Source organism: Hymenobacter arcticus (assembly GCF_054779975.1).
The window spans coordinates 291,656-308,060 of sequence record NZ_BAAGXF010000005.1 but is presented as its reverse complement, the minus strand read 5'-3'; the positions used below and the strand labels follow the sequence as shown (position 1 = coordinate 308,060).

The window sequence follows — 16,405 nt, the reverse complement described above, 5'->3', positions numbered from 1 at the left end:
CGACAAAATATTTATCAGTTATTCATTAAATATATATTAGTATGTCAGAAATAGACTTTTCGAATATTTGTTTTGTTGTAATGCCGTTTGGCACCAAAAAAATAGGTGATGAGGAAGTGGATTTTGACTTCATTTATGATGAAATCTTTGCTCCCGCTATAGCTGCCACTCCCCTTCCTGAAGGAGGCTATTTAGAGGCACGAAGGACAGACAAAGATTTTTTTTCTGGCAATATTGACTTGGAAATGTTCCAATATCTGGAATATTCTCGCTTGTCGTTAGCTGACATCTCAGGGTTAAATCCCAATGTATTCTACGAATTGGGTGTTCGCCACAGGGCCCACTCAGCTGGTACAGTCATCTTCCGTCAGGTGGACGCAGCAATTCCGTTTGATATAAATCACATCAAAGCGTTTCCCTATGAATATAAGCCTGAAGCTCAGCTTTCAGGAGCAAGGGCATTGGTAATAAGGGTACTAACGGAATCGCTACTCAATAATCGCCTAGATAGCCCGGTGCAAGCAGCACTTGCTGCTCAGCGTATAATGGGCGTAGGTATTGACCGGCTCTTAAAAGATGCGGAAAATGCTATCCGCCAACGGAACTTGCCTCAAGCTATCAAAAAATATGAACAAGCCATAAAATTAGACTGTAACAACTCGACTTTGCATTTAGAAGTTGGCCTATTGTATAAAGAAAATGGTAATTGGCCCAGGGCAGCAACTTCTTTCGCCCAAGCCACTCGCTTTTCACCTGCTTACAGCGAAGCACATAGAGAACTTGGGATTGCTCAGAATAAGTTGTTCGTGAAAAAAGACTGCCCAGCGGAGATACCTAGTGGAGAGGAATCGTTGAGGAAAGCTATTGAGCTAGACGACCAGGATTTTGATGCTTACGCTTCACTCGGAGGTATTCTAAAGCGGCTGCAACGCTACGAGGAGGCATACAGCATGTATCAACACGCTACCGATGTGTCCCGAGGTCACCCATACCCACTATTAAATGCACTTAAGTTACATGTTCGCCAAATGGGAACAATCTCGCTAGATGCCAGACAAATAGCCCAGCTTAATAGAGCAGAACGAATGGTTAAATCACAAACACAAGATTCCCCGCCCTTAGATGCCCCCTGGTGCTTCTTTAATTTATCAGACATTTATTTACTTCTTGGAGCAAAAGAAGCATGTCTTGACCTGTTGAAATCTGGGGTTTTTAGCTGCCTCAGCGCATGGCAAGCCGCCACGCATCTAGCAAGCTTACAACTAATGAATAATTTGTTAGATAAAGATGACACGTTTACGCAGTGCGTCAACTTTTTAGAAGAGGAAATTCCTAACTTGCCACAAGACTGATTTTTGACCACATGGCACAGCCAGTATCCTTTTCTGTTCGAAGCACAGAGAGCACTAAAGCAGTTTTATTTGTCCACGGGTTCAGTGGTGAAGCACATCACACTTTTGGAATGCTCCCAGCTTTCTTGGCTGGCGATAAGAGCTTGACAGAGTGGGACATTCACTGTTTCGGTTATCCGACGAGTCTCTTTCCCGATATTACAGGGGTATGGGCAGCTGACCCAGACCTAACTGTACTATCTGGACATTTAGCCAGTGTACTGACAGGCTTGCGCTACAAACAATACACGGAGTTCGCCTTAATTGCTCACAGCATGGGTGGACTCCTGGTGCAACGGGCTATCCTAGACAGTACCTTGGTGCAACGAATAAGCCATGTACTCTTATTTGGTACACCAAGCAATGGATTGCAGAAGGCTGGCTTGCTAAGCTTGTTTAAGCGCCAAGTACGCGACATGGCTTCAGATAGCCCATTCATCACGCAATTGCGCTTGGATTGGGCAACTAAGTATTCAACTCACCTGCCTTTTCATTTCCGAGTGGCGGCAGGTGTTCGAGATGAGTTTGTTCCTACCTCTTCTTCGGTTGATATTTTTGAAAAGGAATATCGTATCTACGTAACAGGCAACCATCTGGAGATGGTTAAACCCGCTACATCCGAAGAAGATATCGTTTTTGCTATTAAAGAGGCTCTCTCAGTCAAAATCTTGACAAGGGTGGACTCACTTGCCTCCTCAGCTCACTTTAACACTTATTTTCAGGTCATTACCGAATCCACTGGCCTAGAGGAAATATCGACTAGCGGTCTCGTAAAACTTGTGCTTGCCCTAGAAATGGTCGGACAACAAGACCGTGCTATTGCTTTGCTTGAAAGTAAGCACAGCGGGAATGCAGAGTTGACGGGGACTTTAGCCGGACGCTTAAAGCGCCAATGGCTTGCCAGCCCGATAGGGAAGGCAAAGGAAGGTAAGCGTGCTTACGACTTATATCAGCAGGCATTCGCGCAGGCATCTCAACAAACTGACTATCAGCAAGCTTTTTACAACGGCATAAATGTAGCTTTTTTAGAACTCGCTCTACACCGGAACCGTTATAACGCCCGCTCAGTGGCAGTGCATGTGCTTGAACAGTGTCGATTAGCTCCGATGGAAAAGTGGCGACTAGCGACAGAGGGCGAGGCCCAACTTTATTTAGGAGAGTTTGACTATGCCCTCGACTGTTACGCTGCTGCCCTTCTTTTAGAGCCTTACCCACGCGAAATAGATTCCATGTATAAACAAGCAATCTGGTCTGCCCGATTGTTGGAAGATTCCACAGTAGAGCAGCGATTAGAGAAGCTGTTTGCCCCTTTTGTTAGTGTATAAGCAGTGGTAATTAATCCTGTCTTCAGGTAACAGTCACAATATTTATCTCATCTGAGTAACCGCTAAAACCATGATAGTAAAGTATTCTTTCGAGGAATTCAAGTTGGTGTATGAGTCTACAGAAAAAGTGATAGACAGAAGACTCACTAATAATAAACAGAATTATACCATAAGTGTGGCTATTCTGGTTGGTATAGCCGTTGTCTGGAAGTGGTCCATTGAAAATTCGCGGTATTTTTTCGGTGGCATGCTCCTTGTACTAATATTAGCAGTTTTTGCAGTTTTATTCTGCTCCTTATGGGTAGAGCAGATTAAAGATTTTAAGCGGTTAAATGATGCGAAATTCTCCGTGATTAACGAAATGGCAAAACAAGTGTATTTTGAATCTAATAATGAGAACGTAGAGATAAAATCTTACGACCCATTTACAAAAGAATGGGAAAAATTAAATGCTATCCATGCAATTGAGGAGAATAGCACAATAAAACTCATAACCTTAAACTCATCAAGCAGAGAATTTTTTATTCCTCAGTCTTTTAGAATAATTTTTGCGCTTATCGTGGTAGTATCTTTAATTATTAGCGGAAATAGTTTTCCTAGCTTTATATCAAGCTTATGATGCGCACTAACAATCAGATGCAAAACGTATTCATTGTATCGCCTTACAATATTGATTCTCTTTATACTGAGAAAAAGAGAATTATAGAAATATTATGTGAAAAATATTCTGTAAATTTTGTTAGAGCCGAGGATGGGGTAACAGGAAGAAGTTTAAACGCTGAGGAAACAGCTCTTTTGCTTCAGCAGTGCGATTGTGCCATAGCTGATTTATCTTATGAGAGACCTAGTTGCTATTACGAAGTTGGGTATCTACAAGCAATAAGAAAACCGGTCTACCTGACAAGTGATACAAACACTGCACTACACCAAGCACTTGAGATAGAAAATGTGCTACTATACAGTGGATTAAACGAGTATAGGAAAATAATTGAAATTTTTATGATTGAGATAGTTGATAAATGTCAAAGTATTGCGTCCAGAGGAAATTTACTTGCGGCTGACTAAGTAGTGAACAGCCTCTAAAACTGAGCCTCTATATAGGCGCAATTAGCGGATTGTGGCCCTGCCCGGCACGCGGGGGAGAGGGTGGCATAAGCCGGCGATTAGTTCTGGTCACATAGAAGTGCTCAGTTACGACACTACTGAACCAAAAAGGCACTTCTCCTGCCATATCTCGTAGCAGTACCAAGCTTCTAATTTGGTGGTAGTTCATCACATTGATGAACTGGTCAGGCCAATTCGTCAGTAGCCACATAGCTTGCTCCAACAAGTAAATACGCTCCGTAATGGGCAACTGCTCAAAAGCTCCCCCTCCCGTGAGCCACTCCACTGGCTGGCTCAGTCGAAGCCGCATATCTACTTGCAGCACGCGGGCCCGCCCAAAAGGACAGGATAGCACTCGCACTAGCTGGCGTAGCACCTGAAAGTACTGGTGCGGATACGGCACCGCTGGGCTCCAACCTTCCCGGCTGATGCGATAGAGAGTCTGGTAGTGGCGTAAGTTGTGGGAGGAAACCGGTCTGGTGGGAGCTTGGCTTAAGTCAAAGGCGCACTGGTAGCACGTCGAGAGGGGCTTGTCAGCAGCAGTGCCTTTGCGGCCTATGTCAAGACGAAAGAAAATGATAGGGGCCCCACAGGCAGGGCACCCTTCTTGTAGATAGATGCCGCAGGTTGGGCACGCTACATAGAAAGCTAATCGCCAGTTTCTGCGGTAGTAGGGCGCAACACCGTCCTGCTGTAGGCAGCGTGGACAGTAAACCAAGCCGTGTCCTTGGTGCGTGCGATGATGAATGCGCAGCGGCATCAGCCAGCAGCTGTGTCCCTGGCCCGTGAGCAGTGGCATCCCAGTCAGGCGTTCGCTTACCGGGGCTAGAGTTGTTTGTAGGATGCGATGGGGAGTAGTTAGGGTACGAGCCGCTAAAGTTTCCAGCACGATTGTCGGCGCTACCTTGTCCATGTCGCGTTTCCACAGGATAATCTGGGGCCACAAGTGGCGGCAGAGCGACTCTACTTTAATTCGGTGGGCCTGGGCCAGCCGAACCAACCAACTCGATAGTAATTCCTCCTCGCCCGGATGGAACGTGCAAGGAAGAATGCGCCTTTCTAGGAGTGCGTCTGGTGGAAGCATCAGTATCAGGCACTCATTGGCTGAAAGCGGCGCTCTGAGGGCAGCACGTGACCAATCTGGTCCAGCAGTTCACAGTCGATGTACTCCTTACCTGAATGGATGGCGGCCATAGCTGCGGTAATAAGGACACCCGCAATCTCTCCTATTGTTCCCTCGCTCATCTCGTAGATACGCTCGGCCAAGGCTGACTCGGTCAGGCCCGAGGCTTTGCGCAGGGGCAATAGCCGCTCGAAGCTGGCCAGCAGGCGTAGGTAATCCTCAGCGTAGTGCCATCTGGGCAGAAATTTTTGCACGAAGCGATTAGACATCTGAGGGTCCGCACTCATGGCATTGCGCGCTTCCATCGTGCCCGCCGCGACGATGACAATCTGTAGCTCATTGGCCATCCCTTTCAGCATGTTGAGAAACACCCGCTGATTGATACTGCTACCCGCCAGCAGGTTTTGAATCTCGTCAATGATGAGCATTCGGGCGTTCACGTGCTGCATGACGTGAAAAACCTGCCTTTCCATGCGGTCCATCCGGTCGGCCAGCCGGTAGGGCGCGTTGAGTTGGTCTAGTAGCTTCCGGTAAAACTTCTTCTCGTCGGGCTTATTTGGAGCCTCCACGGTGACTACAGGACGAACCAACTGCTCGTCGCCGTGGGTGGTGTATGGCTTGTGTAACTGGCAGAACCGGTTAAGCACTACGCTCTTACCGTTATTCGTCTCGCCCACGAGCAACAGGTTAGGCATCCGGGCAATTTTGGGATGCGCCAGCAGTTCCTCTAGCCGCTCCAGGATACGCTCAGCTGCCGGGTACTTAATCCAGCGATTGGACTGGATGAATTCCACGCGGGTGGGCGTATCTGCCATGGCAACGGAATGGAGCGCCTCAAGTAAGTGTTCCATACTCTAATTCATCAAAAGGTTGAATGGGTCCGCTAATCGGCGGTACTAATCGAGCCGGCACGGGGGCTGGTATTGCCTGATTATTAACGACCACGGCTTCCGTGACCGGTTCGGTCGTCACTGGTTCCTGTCGGATGCTTTTTTCCCGGCTGCTTTGCGTTTTCGCCCGCTTATTCTCCCGACGCACTATCTGGGTCTGCCTAACTGCCTGTTCCTCAATAGCCCGTAGCTTCTGATAGGCCTCGAAGAGCACTACTTCGTCAACCTCCCTTACGCCCTCGCTTTCCAATTGTCTCAGCACTTCCCTATGCTCCCATAGGGTCATGGGTGGGCGCTTTAGGTCACGATAAGGAATCTCAAGGTAGCTCTTGGTCTCGGGGTCGTAAAAGAACAATACGCTAATGTCGCGTGGGTCTCGTTTAAAGATGAACTTGCGCTTACGCCTGTTCTTTGGAGAATCGCCCTCCAAGGCGTTAATCCAGGGACGGAGTACGCCGCTGTAGTAGTGAATGTAGTCCAGTACGACCCCATACTCCTGAATAGTGCGCTCAAAGTAGGGTAGGAAGTCAAGCTTGACCCGCCGCTCGTCCTGAAAGCATGGCGGCAGACCCGTTTTCTGGTAGATACCATCCTCAAACATCTCCAGTGGGGACCGGCCTAGCTCGGAATGAATGCGCTTATGGTAGATATTGACGATTAAGTGCAGCAACCATTGCTCGAACTCTCCTAGCGTCAGGGCGGCCCTGTCAGCAGAGGGGTACTCCCCTCGCTGCTGCGGATTGGAAAAGGTGCTGCCGGGCAACTCGTGAATCGCTTTGGAAATCGTGCCTTGCAGCCGCTCAATGTGGCCGCTAAATTTGGGGTTGCGGATGGGCCGCCACTCCAAGTCAATACCATATTCTTCACAGGCCCGCTTGAGCATATTGCCCCGAAACTCCTTCGCGTTGTCGACCTGAATCTTTTTCATTCTACCCCAGCAGGGCCACTCGCCCAGTACGTCCAAACGATGAAGCCAAGCCTCCTTAGGTAACAGGCTATTGGCTACGCACATGCCAACAGCTAATGCTCCCGGTTTTTCGAAAGAAACGTAAAGGCCGACTACCATACGGCTGTACACGTCGATGGCTGTCGTAATCGTAGGCTTACCCAAGGGCAGCCGCGTCTTGTTGTCTACCAGGATGACATCGCCCGGCGTATGGTCAATCTGTACAACAGCCAAGGGGAAGTCGGCTCCTGGAAAACTACCCTGATGAGGAAGAAACTTATCGTCAGCAACCTTATGCCCATAGCGGAAGCGAATGGCCTTTTCTTGGCGAATGGCCAACACCCGGTTGCGAACGGTATTGAGGTGCGGAATGGCTAGCTCATGCCGCCGGCAACGGGCTATCACGTCGTGATACACGCGTCTGAGCGGGTAGCGTTGCTGAGTAAGGTATACTTCCTCCACCGAGGCCCGCACCAGGGCCTCCAGCTCGGGCGACAGCCGGGTCGTACCCTTGTCCACACCAGGACGGTCTGGGATGAGTTGGGAAAGCTGCCCGGTGGTTTCGAACGAGCGCATCCAGCGGTAGAGCGTAGCTCGGCCCAGGTCATGCTGCTGGGCTACATCCTGCACTAACTGACCATCACCCCGGCGAGCCAGCAGGGGCTGAATGATGGCCAGGCGCTGCTGGGCCACTGCCCATTGCTCGTCGGATACCAACTCCAGGGGTACCAGCGGCGTGGTAGTGGCCTCAGGGGCTGGCGGCAACAGGCGCGCGATGGGCGCGTTGAGCAAGCGACCCGAGATGGGGTCTTCCAGCACCACTGTTTTCAGGTTGCCAGCCAACTGGCGAATTTGGTAGGGCTTGCTTTTGTAAGTGACCCGGTTGCCCGGCTGTAGAGGCGTTTCAGTTACGGGATCCATAGCTCAGTTTGTAAGGATAACTCGATGGTCAGGTCACAGTGAATAAGGCCAACCGCCACTAGGTGCCAGAGGGTGTAAAGCAGCTCGGCCCGCTTGGCGCGGTCCGCGGTGGCCATAAGGAGTAGCTCCTCCGCCGTCGTCAGACGAATGTCTCGCATTAGGCTCATGAGCAGGCCCTGATCCATTTGCGTCACCTGCGCATGGGCCCCAAGATAATTAAGTAGAAAGCGCACGTTGACCAAATAGTCTGTGCGGATTTCGCGCTCGGTCATCAGCTTAAACTGCCAGCCCCGCCGGGCGGCGTAGTGAAGGGCCGCCATAAATCTGGGTTTCAGCTCGGCCCAGTTTTGTTTGAGGTCAGCACGATACTTAACTTCGCAGAGTTGCGGCCTAGTGGCCTGGGTTCCCTCCAGGTCCGCCCGGTAGTACACCAGCACATCGGGCGTGTAGTGACGGAGGAGACCCTTATGGACGTACTCAATGGTAACGGGCTGCTCGCAAAAGGATTCTACCCGGTTGTCAAATTCCAACAATTGCAGCAGGTCTCGCTCTAGAGTCGACTCGTACTGTGGAGCCCTGCTGTTTTTAGAACTGCTGATTTGTCCACGAACAGAATAGCTTGAAGGAAGAATATTCCGAACTGGTTCAGTTAATATATTGCGCATTAGAGGCGTTAATAATTGAAAAGTATTTACTTCTGAAACTGCTGGTAAATGACGATGTAATTAATAGGCCCGTGCACATGGGCTAGCTTATCACACCTTTAATAGCCAGTATTTCTCTGGTTCTTCGAAGAAACCATCTAATCAAGCCTTGGGAGGAAAATAAAGACCCTCGCACAGCTGAAATTTAATGCATTCGGTCTAATAATTGCTAAGCGCGACAAAAAATACACGAATCTCCCTGTGCTCATGATGCCCGCTTTGCCAAGTTGCTTGATCGGCCACGAATGGCATTAGGGTAGTTGCAAAAGCATCCCCTTTTTTCTTAATCCAAACTGTAATCGCTAATTGATAGCATTTCCAAAACTGGTCTCGCCCACTTTTGTACAATTCTCATCAACCTTTGTGCGAAACTGCCTGAATTTCCGCCAACTATTATCATCAAATATTGTATTTGACACCCGGCGTGGTGCAGAAGTACCTCAACAAGGTGAGCGGCCCGCTGCTCGACCGCATCGACTTGCACGTGGAAGTAACACCCGTCACGTTTGACCAAATGACGGAAACCCGCAAGTCGGAAACTAGCCACGACATTCAGCAGCGCGTCGAAAAAGCCCGCGGCGTGCAAACCAAGCGCTTCGCCGACCAGGCCGACGTGCATTCCAACGCCATGATGCCCCCGCAAATGGTGAAGGACATCTGCGAGATAAGCGAGGCCGGCCGCACACTGCTCAAAACGGCCATGGAGCGCCTCGGCCTAAGCGCCCGCGCCTACGACCGCATCCTGAAAGTAGCCCGCACCATTGCCGACCTCGCGGATACTGAAGATATTCAGATTCAGCACCTTGCCGAGGCCATTCAGTACCGCAGCCTCGACCGCGAAGGTTGGGCGGGGTAACTTTGCCCAGAACATTTAGCCAGGAGCGCTGCGTCCCAACGCCTGCTACCTGGGTCTGGTCGTCATCGCCCGTTGCTTCCCCTGCTAGTGTACAAGTCCATCGTTAAGCCGCTCCTTTTCAAGCTCGATGCCGAGCGCGCCCATCACTTTATATTCGATAACCTAAAGTGGGCCAGCCAGTTACCAGGTACCGCCGCCGCCCTGCGCAGCCTCTACGACTACCGCCACCCCAGCTTGGCGCGCACGGTGTTCGGGCTCCATTTTGCTAACCCCGTGGGGCTGGCGGCGGGCTTCGACAAGAACGCGGTCCTCACCGACGAGCTGGCTACCATGGGCTTCGGCTTTGTCGAGATTGGCACCGTCACGCCCCGGCCGCAGCCCGGCAACCCGCAGCCGCGCCTGTTTCGGCTGCCCCAGGATGAGGCGCTGATTAACCGCATGGGCTTCAACAACGACGGGGCCGCCGCCGTGGCCGCCCGCCTGCGCCTGCGCCGCAACCGGCAGCTCATTATCGGCGGCAACATTGGCAAGAATAAGGATACGCCCAACGAGCGCGCCGGCGACGACTATGTGGCCGCCTTTGAGGCATTGGCCGAGGTGGTCGATTATTTTGTGGTCAACGTAAGCTCGCCCAACACGCCCGGCCTGCGCGAGTTACAAGATAAGAAGCCCTTAATCAAGCTGTTGCAGCAGGTACAGGAGAAAAACTTGGCCCGCCCGCAGCCGCGCCCGCTCCTGCTCAAAATAGCGCCCGACCTTACCGACGCACAGCTCGACGACATCCTCGAAATAGCCCGCGAAACTCAGCTCAGCGGCTTGGTGGCCACCAACACTACCATTAGCCGCGACGGGCTGACCACCGCCGCCGGCCAGGTGGCTGCCTATGGCGCGGGTGGCCTCAGCGGGCGGCCCCTGCGCGCGCGCGCTACGGAAGTCATCGCCTACCTGCACCGCCACAGCCAAGGCGCGCTACCCATTATCGGGGCGGGCGGCATCCACTCGGCCGCCGATGCGCTCGAAAAGCTGGCGGCGGGCGCAGCACTGGTGCAGCTCTACACCGGCTTCATTTATGAAGGGCCGGGGCTGGTGAAGCAAATCAATAAGCAGCTGGTAATGAGTGCATAATGGATATTTAATGAACGTCATGCTGACGACAGGAAGCATCTCGTGTGGGGCAGTAATTCCACTCATCCAACAAAGTGAGTGAACTGCTTCCTATCTTCAGCATGACGTCCTTTTATTACCCATAAAGTATTCATTACCAATTATTTAACTCATCACCGGCTGAATGCGTACCTCCACCACGTCGGCGGGGCGCTTGCCCTGGGCAAAGCGGGCTTTATAGCGCCGGCTCACCCACATCAGGGGTGGCACGAACACTAGCGTGGGCCACAAAAAATTCCAGGGCCAGGGAATGAAGTGCAGGCTGGTGGCCGAAAACGCCGATACCGCCGCGATGTAGGCCCCCACGAAGCCCGACATGTGGTTGAGCAGCCACTGCCCCGCCGGCCACGGCCCGCGCCGCCGGAAGCCCACTAGCTGCCGCCCGGTCGTGAGCACCCCAATCGACCCAAACACGACCGACGGCACCACCCCGGCCACCACGCCATATGCCAGCGTGCCACTGAAAACCAGTAGCCCCGTGCCCACCAGCAGCCAATCGACCAAGGCCGGGCGGGCCCCGGCGTCACGGCCCACCGCCAAGTGCTTCTGGTAAAGCGAGCGGTAGCCAAACAGGGCAAGGTAGAGGCTGAAAACTCCCGTTAACAGCAAGAAAGTCAATCCTTTGAAGCTGGCGTTCAGCATAGCTGTGCTACCAGCCACCACCATGGCCCAAAAAAACACCAGTCCCCAGCGCCGGTGCGCCGGCCCACCCTTGCGCACGGCCAGCGCCACCGGGGCCACAAAAAACCCGATAAACCCCGCCGCAATGTGCAGGTAGCGGGTGTACTGAAGCACGGTAGTGAGCATGGCGTAGGCAAACCCCGGAAAGTCAGCGGAATTCGTGCGTCAAAGGTGCATGGCCGGGGGCCAGAACGCAACTCCTTGTCACTCAAGCATCACCATAAGGCACCGAGCCACCCTTTTCGCCAGCCGAAGCGTGGGTTGGCTAAAGCTTCACGCCTACCTTAAACTCGATAACGTCGGCCGTGGCGCGGTGCACTTTCAGGTCGATATCGGCAAAGAGCAGGTCGGTAAACTGGTATTTCAGCCCCACTCGCTCGTAGTACAACGGGTTAGATTTATAGGGGTTATACACGTAAAAGCCCAGGTGCGTAACCAGTGCCAGCCGCCCAAACAGCAGCTCGTGGCCCACAAAGGCGCTGGCTTTTTTGGTATCGGGCAGGTGGTCCTGGCTACGGGCAGTGTCGCGCAGCACGGCCAGCAGCGAGCGGTCATAAAAGCCTTCCACCCCCACCAGCAAATTGCTTTTACGATTGACGCGCCGGCCCGCAGCCAACGTAACCGAGTTGACAAGGTAGCGTTTGGTGTCGCCGCCAGTGCGCTGCTTATAGCCCAGGCTCGTGCTGATATTGAAGAAGTTATGCCCAATATCGGTGGGCTCCGGGGCTGGGCCGGCGGCTACCGGCACCACGCGCTGCTGGTAATAATTGAGCCCCAGCTGCAGCGTAGGCAGGTTGATGCCGAAGTTGGGCTTGGCCGTACCCCCGTTAGAGTAGTGGTTGAGGGCCAGCCCCATCAGCAGCCCCAGGTGCTCGCCGATGGCCACGTCGTACTCCAGCCGCAGTTGCAGCGTGGCATTGAGCGGCGAGCCGACAAACGTGTTTTTGCGGTTGGTATACAGGTCGTAATGCTCGGGAAAATACGCCAGCCCGGTACCCAGCCGAAAGCTCAAATCGTGGCGCGCCGTGCGGCTGATAGGTTTGCTCAGATACACCGACGCCGCGTAGCTGCGGCCTAGTATGGGGTTGTGGTAGTCGTAGTACACCAGGGCCAGGCCCACCTTGGGGTATTTGTACCAGTTATGCCAGGGCGCGGCCCCGGTAGTTTGGCGCTGCACGTTGAGCTCGAAGCCCGTGGGGTGCGAAGCTACCAAGTGGCTCACCGGGGCCGTGTGGTTGATAATAATACCTCCTTGGGCGTAAGCGCCAAAAATAAATGGCCCCGCCAACACATTTTTTTTGAGCGAGTCGGCCGGGGTTTGGGCCTGAGCTGGGGCGGGTAGCCCAACGCTTATCCAGCCCAACAGAGCGGTGCTAAGTAGATAATATTTAGCCCACTGCAACCGAAAGCCCACCGCTGGTATCACGTATCAAACAAACTAGCTTCAAAGCTACGCGCCACGCTAGCCCCACCCAAACAGCTTTAGAAAAGCCCCGAATTTTGTTCATACTGTAACCCCCGGCTACCCCCGGCAAGTATAAGGCGCATTCCTGGCCACCTCCCGTTAATTATTTTATCTCTAGCCGACCAGGGCTTAATTAATTTTTCAGTCATGAAAAAAGTACTTCTTTCTCTCGGTCTTCTCGCTGGCTTTGCCGGTGCGGCCAATGCCCAGAGCGGCGTAGTAAAATATGGTGTTAAGGGTGGTTTTAGCCTGAGCTCGTACACGGGCGGTGGCGATATCGGTAAGAACACGGGCTTCAAGCCCGGTTTCACGGCTGGTGCGCTTGTTAATTATGGCCTGTCGGATATGACCTCGCTGCAAATCGAGGCGCTTTACTCACAAAAAGGTGCTTTTGTAGAGAGCTACGATGCTACTATCAATGGTACTCGCTACAACGGCCAGTACCGTTCGACGCTTTCTTATATCGACGTGCCCGTACTATTTAAAGTGAACACGGGTGATGCGGGCAAAGGCCTGTTTTTTGAAGTAGGCCCGCAGGCTAGCTTCGCCGTGGGTCGCCGCGAATTCGTGCGCCCTTCCGGCGCTGGCGCTGGCAGCCCGGCCGAGCAAAACATCGGCGATGGCCGCGGCCGCGACCCGCTGGTGCCAGTAGGCATTGGCTACGTAGGCGGCATCGGTTACCAAATCACCAGTGGCTTGGGCTTGGGCCTGCGCTACACCGGCGACTTCTCCAATGTGTACAAGGACGGTTTTGGCTCGGGCAGTCTTAACCCTTCGTATGGCAACAACTTCCACAACGGCGTGTTCCAATTCCAGGTGCACTACCTGTTTGGTGGCAAGAGCTAGTTATCAGTTGATTAGCAAAAAAGGCCAGTTCCCTTATGGGAGCTGGCTTTTTTTGTACTATAACAATATTTTATTTATTATTTTTTTATTCGATTACTAGCAGTAGTTTTGTGGCTCATTTACTTTTTTTACGTTTTTTCAATATGAAAAAGACTTTACTAGCCTTGGTATTAGCAGTAGGCGTAACGGGTGCTGCCCAAGCTCAATCTGCAAGTTTTGGAGTTAAAGCCGGTGCTTCACTCACTAACTTCACTGGCAAAGGCACCGACGATGCCAAAAACAAATTCGGTTTCCACGGTGGGCTTGTTGCCAATTTCGCAGTAAACGACATCTTCTCGGTTCAGCCAGAGCTACTTTATTCGATGAAAGGCGCTAAAGCTGAGGAAACGCTTGGTGGCATTACGCTTACTAACAAAGTCACCTTGCATTACATAGATGTGCCAGTATTGGCTCATATTAATGCAGGCGGACTTTTTTTTGAAGCTGGCCCGCAAATTGGCTTTTTGGCATCGGCCAAAGGCATGCAGGAACTCAATGGCATGAGCGTAACGCAGGACATCAAAGACGAAATTAAGACGGTGGATTTCGGCTACGCCGCAGGCCTTGGTTACCAAATGAAAAATGGTCCCGGCATTGGGCTGCGCTACAATGGTGGCTTCAGTGACTTGAGCAAGGACAATAATAATAGCGATTACGCGGTGCGTAACAGCGCTTTTCAACTATACCTCACCTATATGTTTGGCGGCAAATAAACCAGCCTCTTCGCAGTTATAAGGCCGGCCCTCACACAGGGCCGGCCTTTTTTGTGTCTGCAAGGTCGGCTCGTAGCCGTAGCTTTGCCTTCCTAACCTATTTCCGCTACTTTTCTCCTTATGCAGAAGACCATTCTATTCCTCGCCCTCGGCCTTGGCCTCAGTACGGCTGCCCAAGCGCAGTACCGCGGCCGCGGCGGCAACGTATCGCTGGGCATTAAGGCGGGTGCTTCGCTCACCAGCTTTGTGGGGGCCGATACCAAGATTGGCAGCAACAGCGTGTATGACTACCGCTTCGGCTTCAATGCGGGCGTGTTTGCCAATATCGGTTTTGCCAAGCTGTTTGCGTTCCAGCCCGAACTGCTCTACTCGCAAAAGGGAGCCAAGCTTAACAACAACAGCGATATCGGTGTGCGCATGCACTACGTGGATGTGCCGCTGGCCTTTCACGTGAATACCGACGGCTTTTTCTTCGAGGCGGGCCCGCAGGTAGGTTTTCTGGTGGCTGCCAAGTCTGAGATTGGCAGCACCTCGATTGATGTAAAGAACAGCTACAAGTCGGTTGATTTTGGCTACCTGGCCGGCCTGGGCTACCAGCTCAAGCACGGCCTGGGCGTGGGCCTGCGCTACAACGGGGCCTTCACCAACTTCCCCAACTCAACCACCGTTGGCAACGTGACGGTGCAGCCGCGGCAGCGCAACAGCGCATTTCAGCTCTACGCCACGTATTCGTTTAATTAATTGATTATCAATTAATTAAAAAGCCCGCTCTCCAATGAGGAGAGCGGGCTTTTTTGTAGATTCAACCCACCGGGTTAGTTGGCGGCCGCGTACTCCTTGTAGAATTCGGGGATGGTTTCGATGCCCTTCAGGAAGTTGAATACCCCGAAGCTCTCGTTGGGTGAGTGAATGGCATCGCTATCGAGGCCGAAGCCGAGCAGCACCGAGTCGAGGCCCAGCTCGGTTTTGAACATGGCCACGATGGGGATGGAGCCGCCGCCGCGGGTGGGCACTGGCTTCTTACCAAACGTGGTTTCGAGGGCCCGGGCGGCGGCGCGGTAAGCGGCTGAATCGGTGGGAGTTACCACGGGCTCACCGCCGTGGTGGGGCGTTACCTTCACGGTGATGCCGGCGGGCGCAATGCGGGTGAAGTGCTCCTGAAACAGGGCCGTAATCTCGTCGCTGGTTTGGTGCGGCACGAGGCGCATCGATATTTTGGCGTAGGCCTTACTGGCAATTACCGTCTTGGCCCCTTCGCCGGTATAGCCGCCCCAAATGCCATTGACATCGAGCGTGGGCCGGATGCTGGTGCGCTCGGGCGTGGTGTAGCCGGCCTCGCCCGCGGTGGCGGGTAGGCCAATGCTCTGCTTGAACTCGGCTTCGGAGAACGGGGCCTGGGCCATTTCGGCGCGCTCGGCGGCGCTCAGCTCATCCACGTTATCGTAAAAAGTGGGGATGGTGATGCGGCGGTTTTCGTCGTGCAGGCTGCTAATCATGTCGCACAGCGCGTTGATGGGGTTCATCACCGCCCCGCCGTAGAGGCCAGAGTGCAGGTCGCGGTTGGGGCCGGTCACTTCCACCTCGTGGTAGCTGAGGCCGCGCAGGCCCACTTCGATGCTGGGCACGTCGTTGGCCAAAATGCCGGTATCAGAGATGAGGATAACGTCGGCTTGCAGCTTCTTCTTGTTCGCTTTCACGAAGATACCCAGGTTGTTAGACCCTACTTCTTCCTCGCCTTCAAACATGAATTTCAGGTTGCAGGGCGCACCGAGGCCGCCGTCGCGCAACATCATTTCCAGGGCCTTCACGTGCATATACACCTGGCCTTTATCGTCGCAGGCCCCGCGGGCGTATATTTTTTCGTCCTTGATAACGGGCTCGAAGGGCGGCGATGTCCACAGTTCGTAGGGGTCGGCGGGCTGCACGTCGTAGTGGCCATACACGAGCACGGTGGGCCGGTCGGGGCCCGCAAAATACTCGCCATACACGATGGGATTGCCAGCCGTGGGGCAGAGCTCAACATTTTGAGCACCAGCCTCTTCCAGCTTTATCTTTAGGAAATCGGCGGCTTTCAGCACATCGCCGTGAAACTTGGGGTCGGCCGATACCGAGGGAATGCGCAGCCAGTCAATAAGCTCTTCGAGGAAGCGGTTTTGGTGTTGGGTAAGGTAAGCGGGCGCGGGCATAGTGTGGAACTGGATAAATGGAAGGACAAAAGTAGGCCGCTGAAAATGGAG

At 53.0% G+C, this 16,405-nt stretch carries 15 protein-coding genes and 1 pseudogene; 9 read left to right on the top strand and 7 right to left on the bottom strand.

The features are described 5' to 3' along the window. The first annotated feature begins 41 nt into the window (after positions 1–41). The 4 genes from ACYVGC_RS11645 (at position 42) to ACYVGC_RS11630 (ending at position 3,781) form a co-directional block, all read left to right on the top strand. Positions 42–1,352: a tetratricopeptide repeat protein gene (locus ACYVGC_RS11645; RefSeq protein WP_460583997.1), complete on the top strand. Its 1,311-nt coding sequence runs from the start codon at positions 42–44 to the stop codon at positions 1,350–1,352. An 11-nt stretch (positions 1,353–1,363) separates the two neighbouring features. After that, positions 1,364–2,716 (top strand): alpha/beta fold hydrolase, encoded by a 1,353-nt coding sequence (locus ACYVGC_RS11640; RefSeq protein ID WP_460583996.1) that lies wholly within the window; start codon positions 1,364–1,366, stop codon positions 2,714–2,716. A gap of 70 nt (positions 2,717–2,786) precedes the next feature. After that, a complete protein-coding gene (locus ACYVGC_RS11635; protein ID WP_460583995.1) occupies positions 2,787–3,335 on the top strand; it encodes a RipA family octameric membrane protein in 549 nt (182 codons plus the stop codon). Further along, a complete protein-coding gene (locus tag ACYVGC_RS11630) occupies positions 3,332–3,781 on the top strand; it encodes a hypothetical protein (protein WP_460583994.1) in 450 nt (149 codons plus the stop codon). The genes ACYVGC_RS11635 and ACYVGC_RS11630 overlap by 4 nt, the downstream gene beginning before the upstream one ends. A 28-nt stretch (positions 3,782–3,809) precedes the next feature. Here the strand turns inward: ACYVGC_RS11630 and ACYVGC_RS11625 are convergent, their stop codons facing one another. From ACYVGC_RS11625 to ACYVGC_RS11610, 4 genes are read right to left on the bottom strand one after another with little or no spacing between them, the layout of a single operon-like run. After that, positions 3,810–4,904 (bottom strand): TniQ family protein, encoded by a 1,095-nt coding sequence (locus ACYVGC_RS11625; protein WP_460583993.1) that lies wholly within the window; start codon positions 4,902–4,904, stop codon positions 3,810–3,812. Positions 4,905–4,909: 5 nt separating this feature from the next. Beyond that, positions 4,910–5,794: a TniB family NTP-binding protein gene (locus ACYVGC_RS11620; RefSeq protein ID WP_460583992.1), complete on the bottom strand. Its 885-nt coding sequence runs from the start codon at positions 5,792–5,794 to the stop codon at positions 4,910–4,912. After that, positions 5,778–7,700, bottom strand: a complete 1,923-nt coding sequence (locus tag ACYVGC_RS11615; protein WP_460583991.1) for a transposase — start codon at positions 7,698–7,700, stop codon at positions 5,778–5,780. Before ACYVGC_RS11615 ends, ACYVGC_RS11620 begins: the two co-directional genes overlap by 17 nt. Beyond that, complete coding sequence (locus ACYVGC_RS11610; protein WP_460583990.1) at positions 7,688–8,365, bottom strand: TnsA endonuclease N-terminal domain-containing protein; 678 nt, start codon at positions 8,363–8,365, stop codon at positions 7,688–7,690. Before ACYVGC_RS11610 ends, ACYVGC_RS11615 begins: the two co-directional genes overlap by 13 nt. A 460-nt stretch (positions 8,366–8,825) precedes the next feature. Between ACYVGC_RS11610 and ACYVGC_RS11605 the strand changes: the two are divergent. Together ACYVGC_RS11605 and ACYVGC_RS11600 are read left to right on the top strand one after the other, a co-directional pair. After that, positions 8,826–9,260: pseudogene (locus ACYVGC_RS11605) on the top strand (magnesium chelatase subunit ChlI family protein); the annotation flags it as partial. Positions 9,261–9,347: 87 nt separating this feature from the next. Continuing rightward, positions 9,348–10,385 (top strand): quinone-dependent dihydroorotate dehydrogenase, encoded by a 1,038-nt coding sequence (locus ACYVGC_RS11600; protein ID WP_460584067.1) that lies wholly within the window; start codon positions 9,348–9,350, stop codon positions 10,383–10,385. Positions 10,386–10,529: 144 nt separating this feature from the next. Here ACYVGC_RS11600 and ACYVGC_RS11595 read toward each other — a convergent pair whose 3' ends face one another. Then, positions 10,530–11,231, bottom strand: coding sequence for a DUF2306 domain-containing protein (locus tag ACYVGC_RS11595; protein WP_460583989.1), 702 nt, complete (start codon positions 11,229–11,231; stop codon positions 10,530–10,532). A gap of 139 nt (positions 11,232–11,370) precedes the next feature. Further along, on the bottom strand, positions 11,371–12,468 hold the full coding sequence (locus tag ACYVGC_RS11590) for an acyloxyacyl hydrolase (protein WP_460583988.1): 1,098 nt from the start codon (positions 12,466–12,468) through the stop codon (positions 11,371–11,373). A 249-nt stretch (positions 12,469–12,717) separates the two neighbouring features. On the opposite strand from ACYVGC_RS11590, the gene ACYVGC_RS11585 reads away from it, so the two are divergent. From ACYVGC_RS11585 to ACYVGC_RS11575, 3 genes are all read left to right on the top strand, one after another. Continuing rightward, positions 12,718–13,416: a porin family protein gene (locus ACYVGC_RS11585; protein WP_460583987.1), complete on the top strand. Its 699-nt coding sequence runs from the start codon at positions 12,718–12,720 to the stop codon at positions 13,414–13,416. A gap of 143 nt (positions 13,417–13,559) precedes the next feature. Beyond that, a complete protein-coding gene (locus tag ACYVGC_RS11580; protein ID WP_460583986.1) occupies positions 13,560–14,168 on the top strand; it encodes a porin family protein in 609 nt (202 codons plus the stop codon). A 120-nt stretch (positions 14,169–14,288) separates the two neighbouring features. Continuing rightward, positions 14,289–14,909 carry a porin family protein gene (locus ACYVGC_RS11575; RefSeq protein WP_460583985.1) on the top strand — a complete coding sequence of 207 codons (621 nt, stop codon included), beginning with the start codon at positions 14,289–14,291 and terminating at the stop codon, positions 14,907–14,909. 74 nt (positions 14,910–14,983) lie between these two features. On the opposite strand, the gene ACYVGC_RS11570 is transcribed toward ACYVGC_RS11575, so the two are convergent. Next, a complete protein-coding gene (locus tag ACYVGC_RS11570) occupies positions 14,984–16,354 on the bottom strand; it encodes a M20 family dipeptidase (protein ID WP_460583984.1) in 1,371 nt (456 codons plus the stop codon). Positions 16,355–16,405: the final 51 nt, after the last annotated feature.

What these genes read in the sequence shown, in the direction of transcription:
- ACYVGC_RS11645 (WP_460583997.1), top strand. Translation starts at nt 42, where the DNA reads ATGTCAGAAATAGACTTTTCGAATATTTGTTTTGTTGTAATGCCGTTT.
- ACYVGC_RS11640 (WP_460583996.1), top strand. Translation starts at nt 1,364, where the DNA reads ATGGCACAGCCAGTATCCTTTTCTGTTCGAAGCACAGAGAGCACTAAA.
- ACYVGC_RS11635 (WP_460583995.1), top strand. Translation starts at nt 2,787, where the DNA reads ATGATAGTAAAGTATTCTTTCGAGGAATTCAAGTTGGTGTATGAGTCT.
- ACYVGC_RS11630 (WP_460583994.1), top strand. Translation starts at nt 3,332, where the DNA reads ATGATGCGCACTAACAATCAGATGCAAAACGTATTCATTGTATCGCCT.
- ACYVGC_RS11625 (WP_460583993.1), bottom strand. Translation starts at nt 4,904, where the DNA reads ATGCTTCCACCAGACGCACTCCTAGAAAGGCGCATTCTTCCTTGCACG.
- ACYVGC_RS11620 (WP_460583992.1), bottom strand. Translation starts at nt 5,794, where the DNA reads ATGGAACACTTACTTGAGGCGCTCCATTCCGTTGCCATGGCAGATACG.
- ACYVGC_RS11615 (WP_460583991.1), bottom strand. Translation starts at nt 7,700, where the DNA reads ATGGATCCCGTAACTGAAACGCCTCTACAGCCGGGCAACCGGGTCACT.
- ACYVGC_RS11610 (WP_460583990.1), bottom strand. Translation starts at nt 8,365, where the DNA reads ATGCGCAATATATTAACTGAACCAGTTCGGAATATTCTTCCTTCAAGC.
- ACYVGC_RS11595 (WP_460583989.1), bottom strand. Translation starts at nt 11,231, where the DNA reads ATGCTCACTACCGTGCTTCAGTACACCCGCTACCTGCACATTGCGGCG.
- ACYVGC_RS11585 (WP_460583987.1), top strand. Translation starts at nt 12,718, where the DNA reads ATGAAAAAAGTACTTCTTTCTCTCGGTCTTCTCGCTGGCTTTGCCGGT.
- ACYVGC_RS11580 (WP_460583986.1), top strand. Translation starts at nt 13,560, where the DNA reads ATGAAAAAGACTTTACTAGCCTTGGTATTAGCAGTAGGCGTAACGGGT.
- ACYVGC_RS11575 (WP_460583985.1), top strand. Translation starts at nt 14,289, where the DNA reads ATGCAGAAGACCATTCTATTCCTCGCCCTCGGCCTTGGCCTCAGTACG.
- ACYVGC_RS11570 (WP_460583984.1), bottom strand. Translation starts at nt 16,354, where the DNA reads ATGCCCGCGCCCGCTTACCTTACCCAACACCAAAACCGCTTCCTCGAA.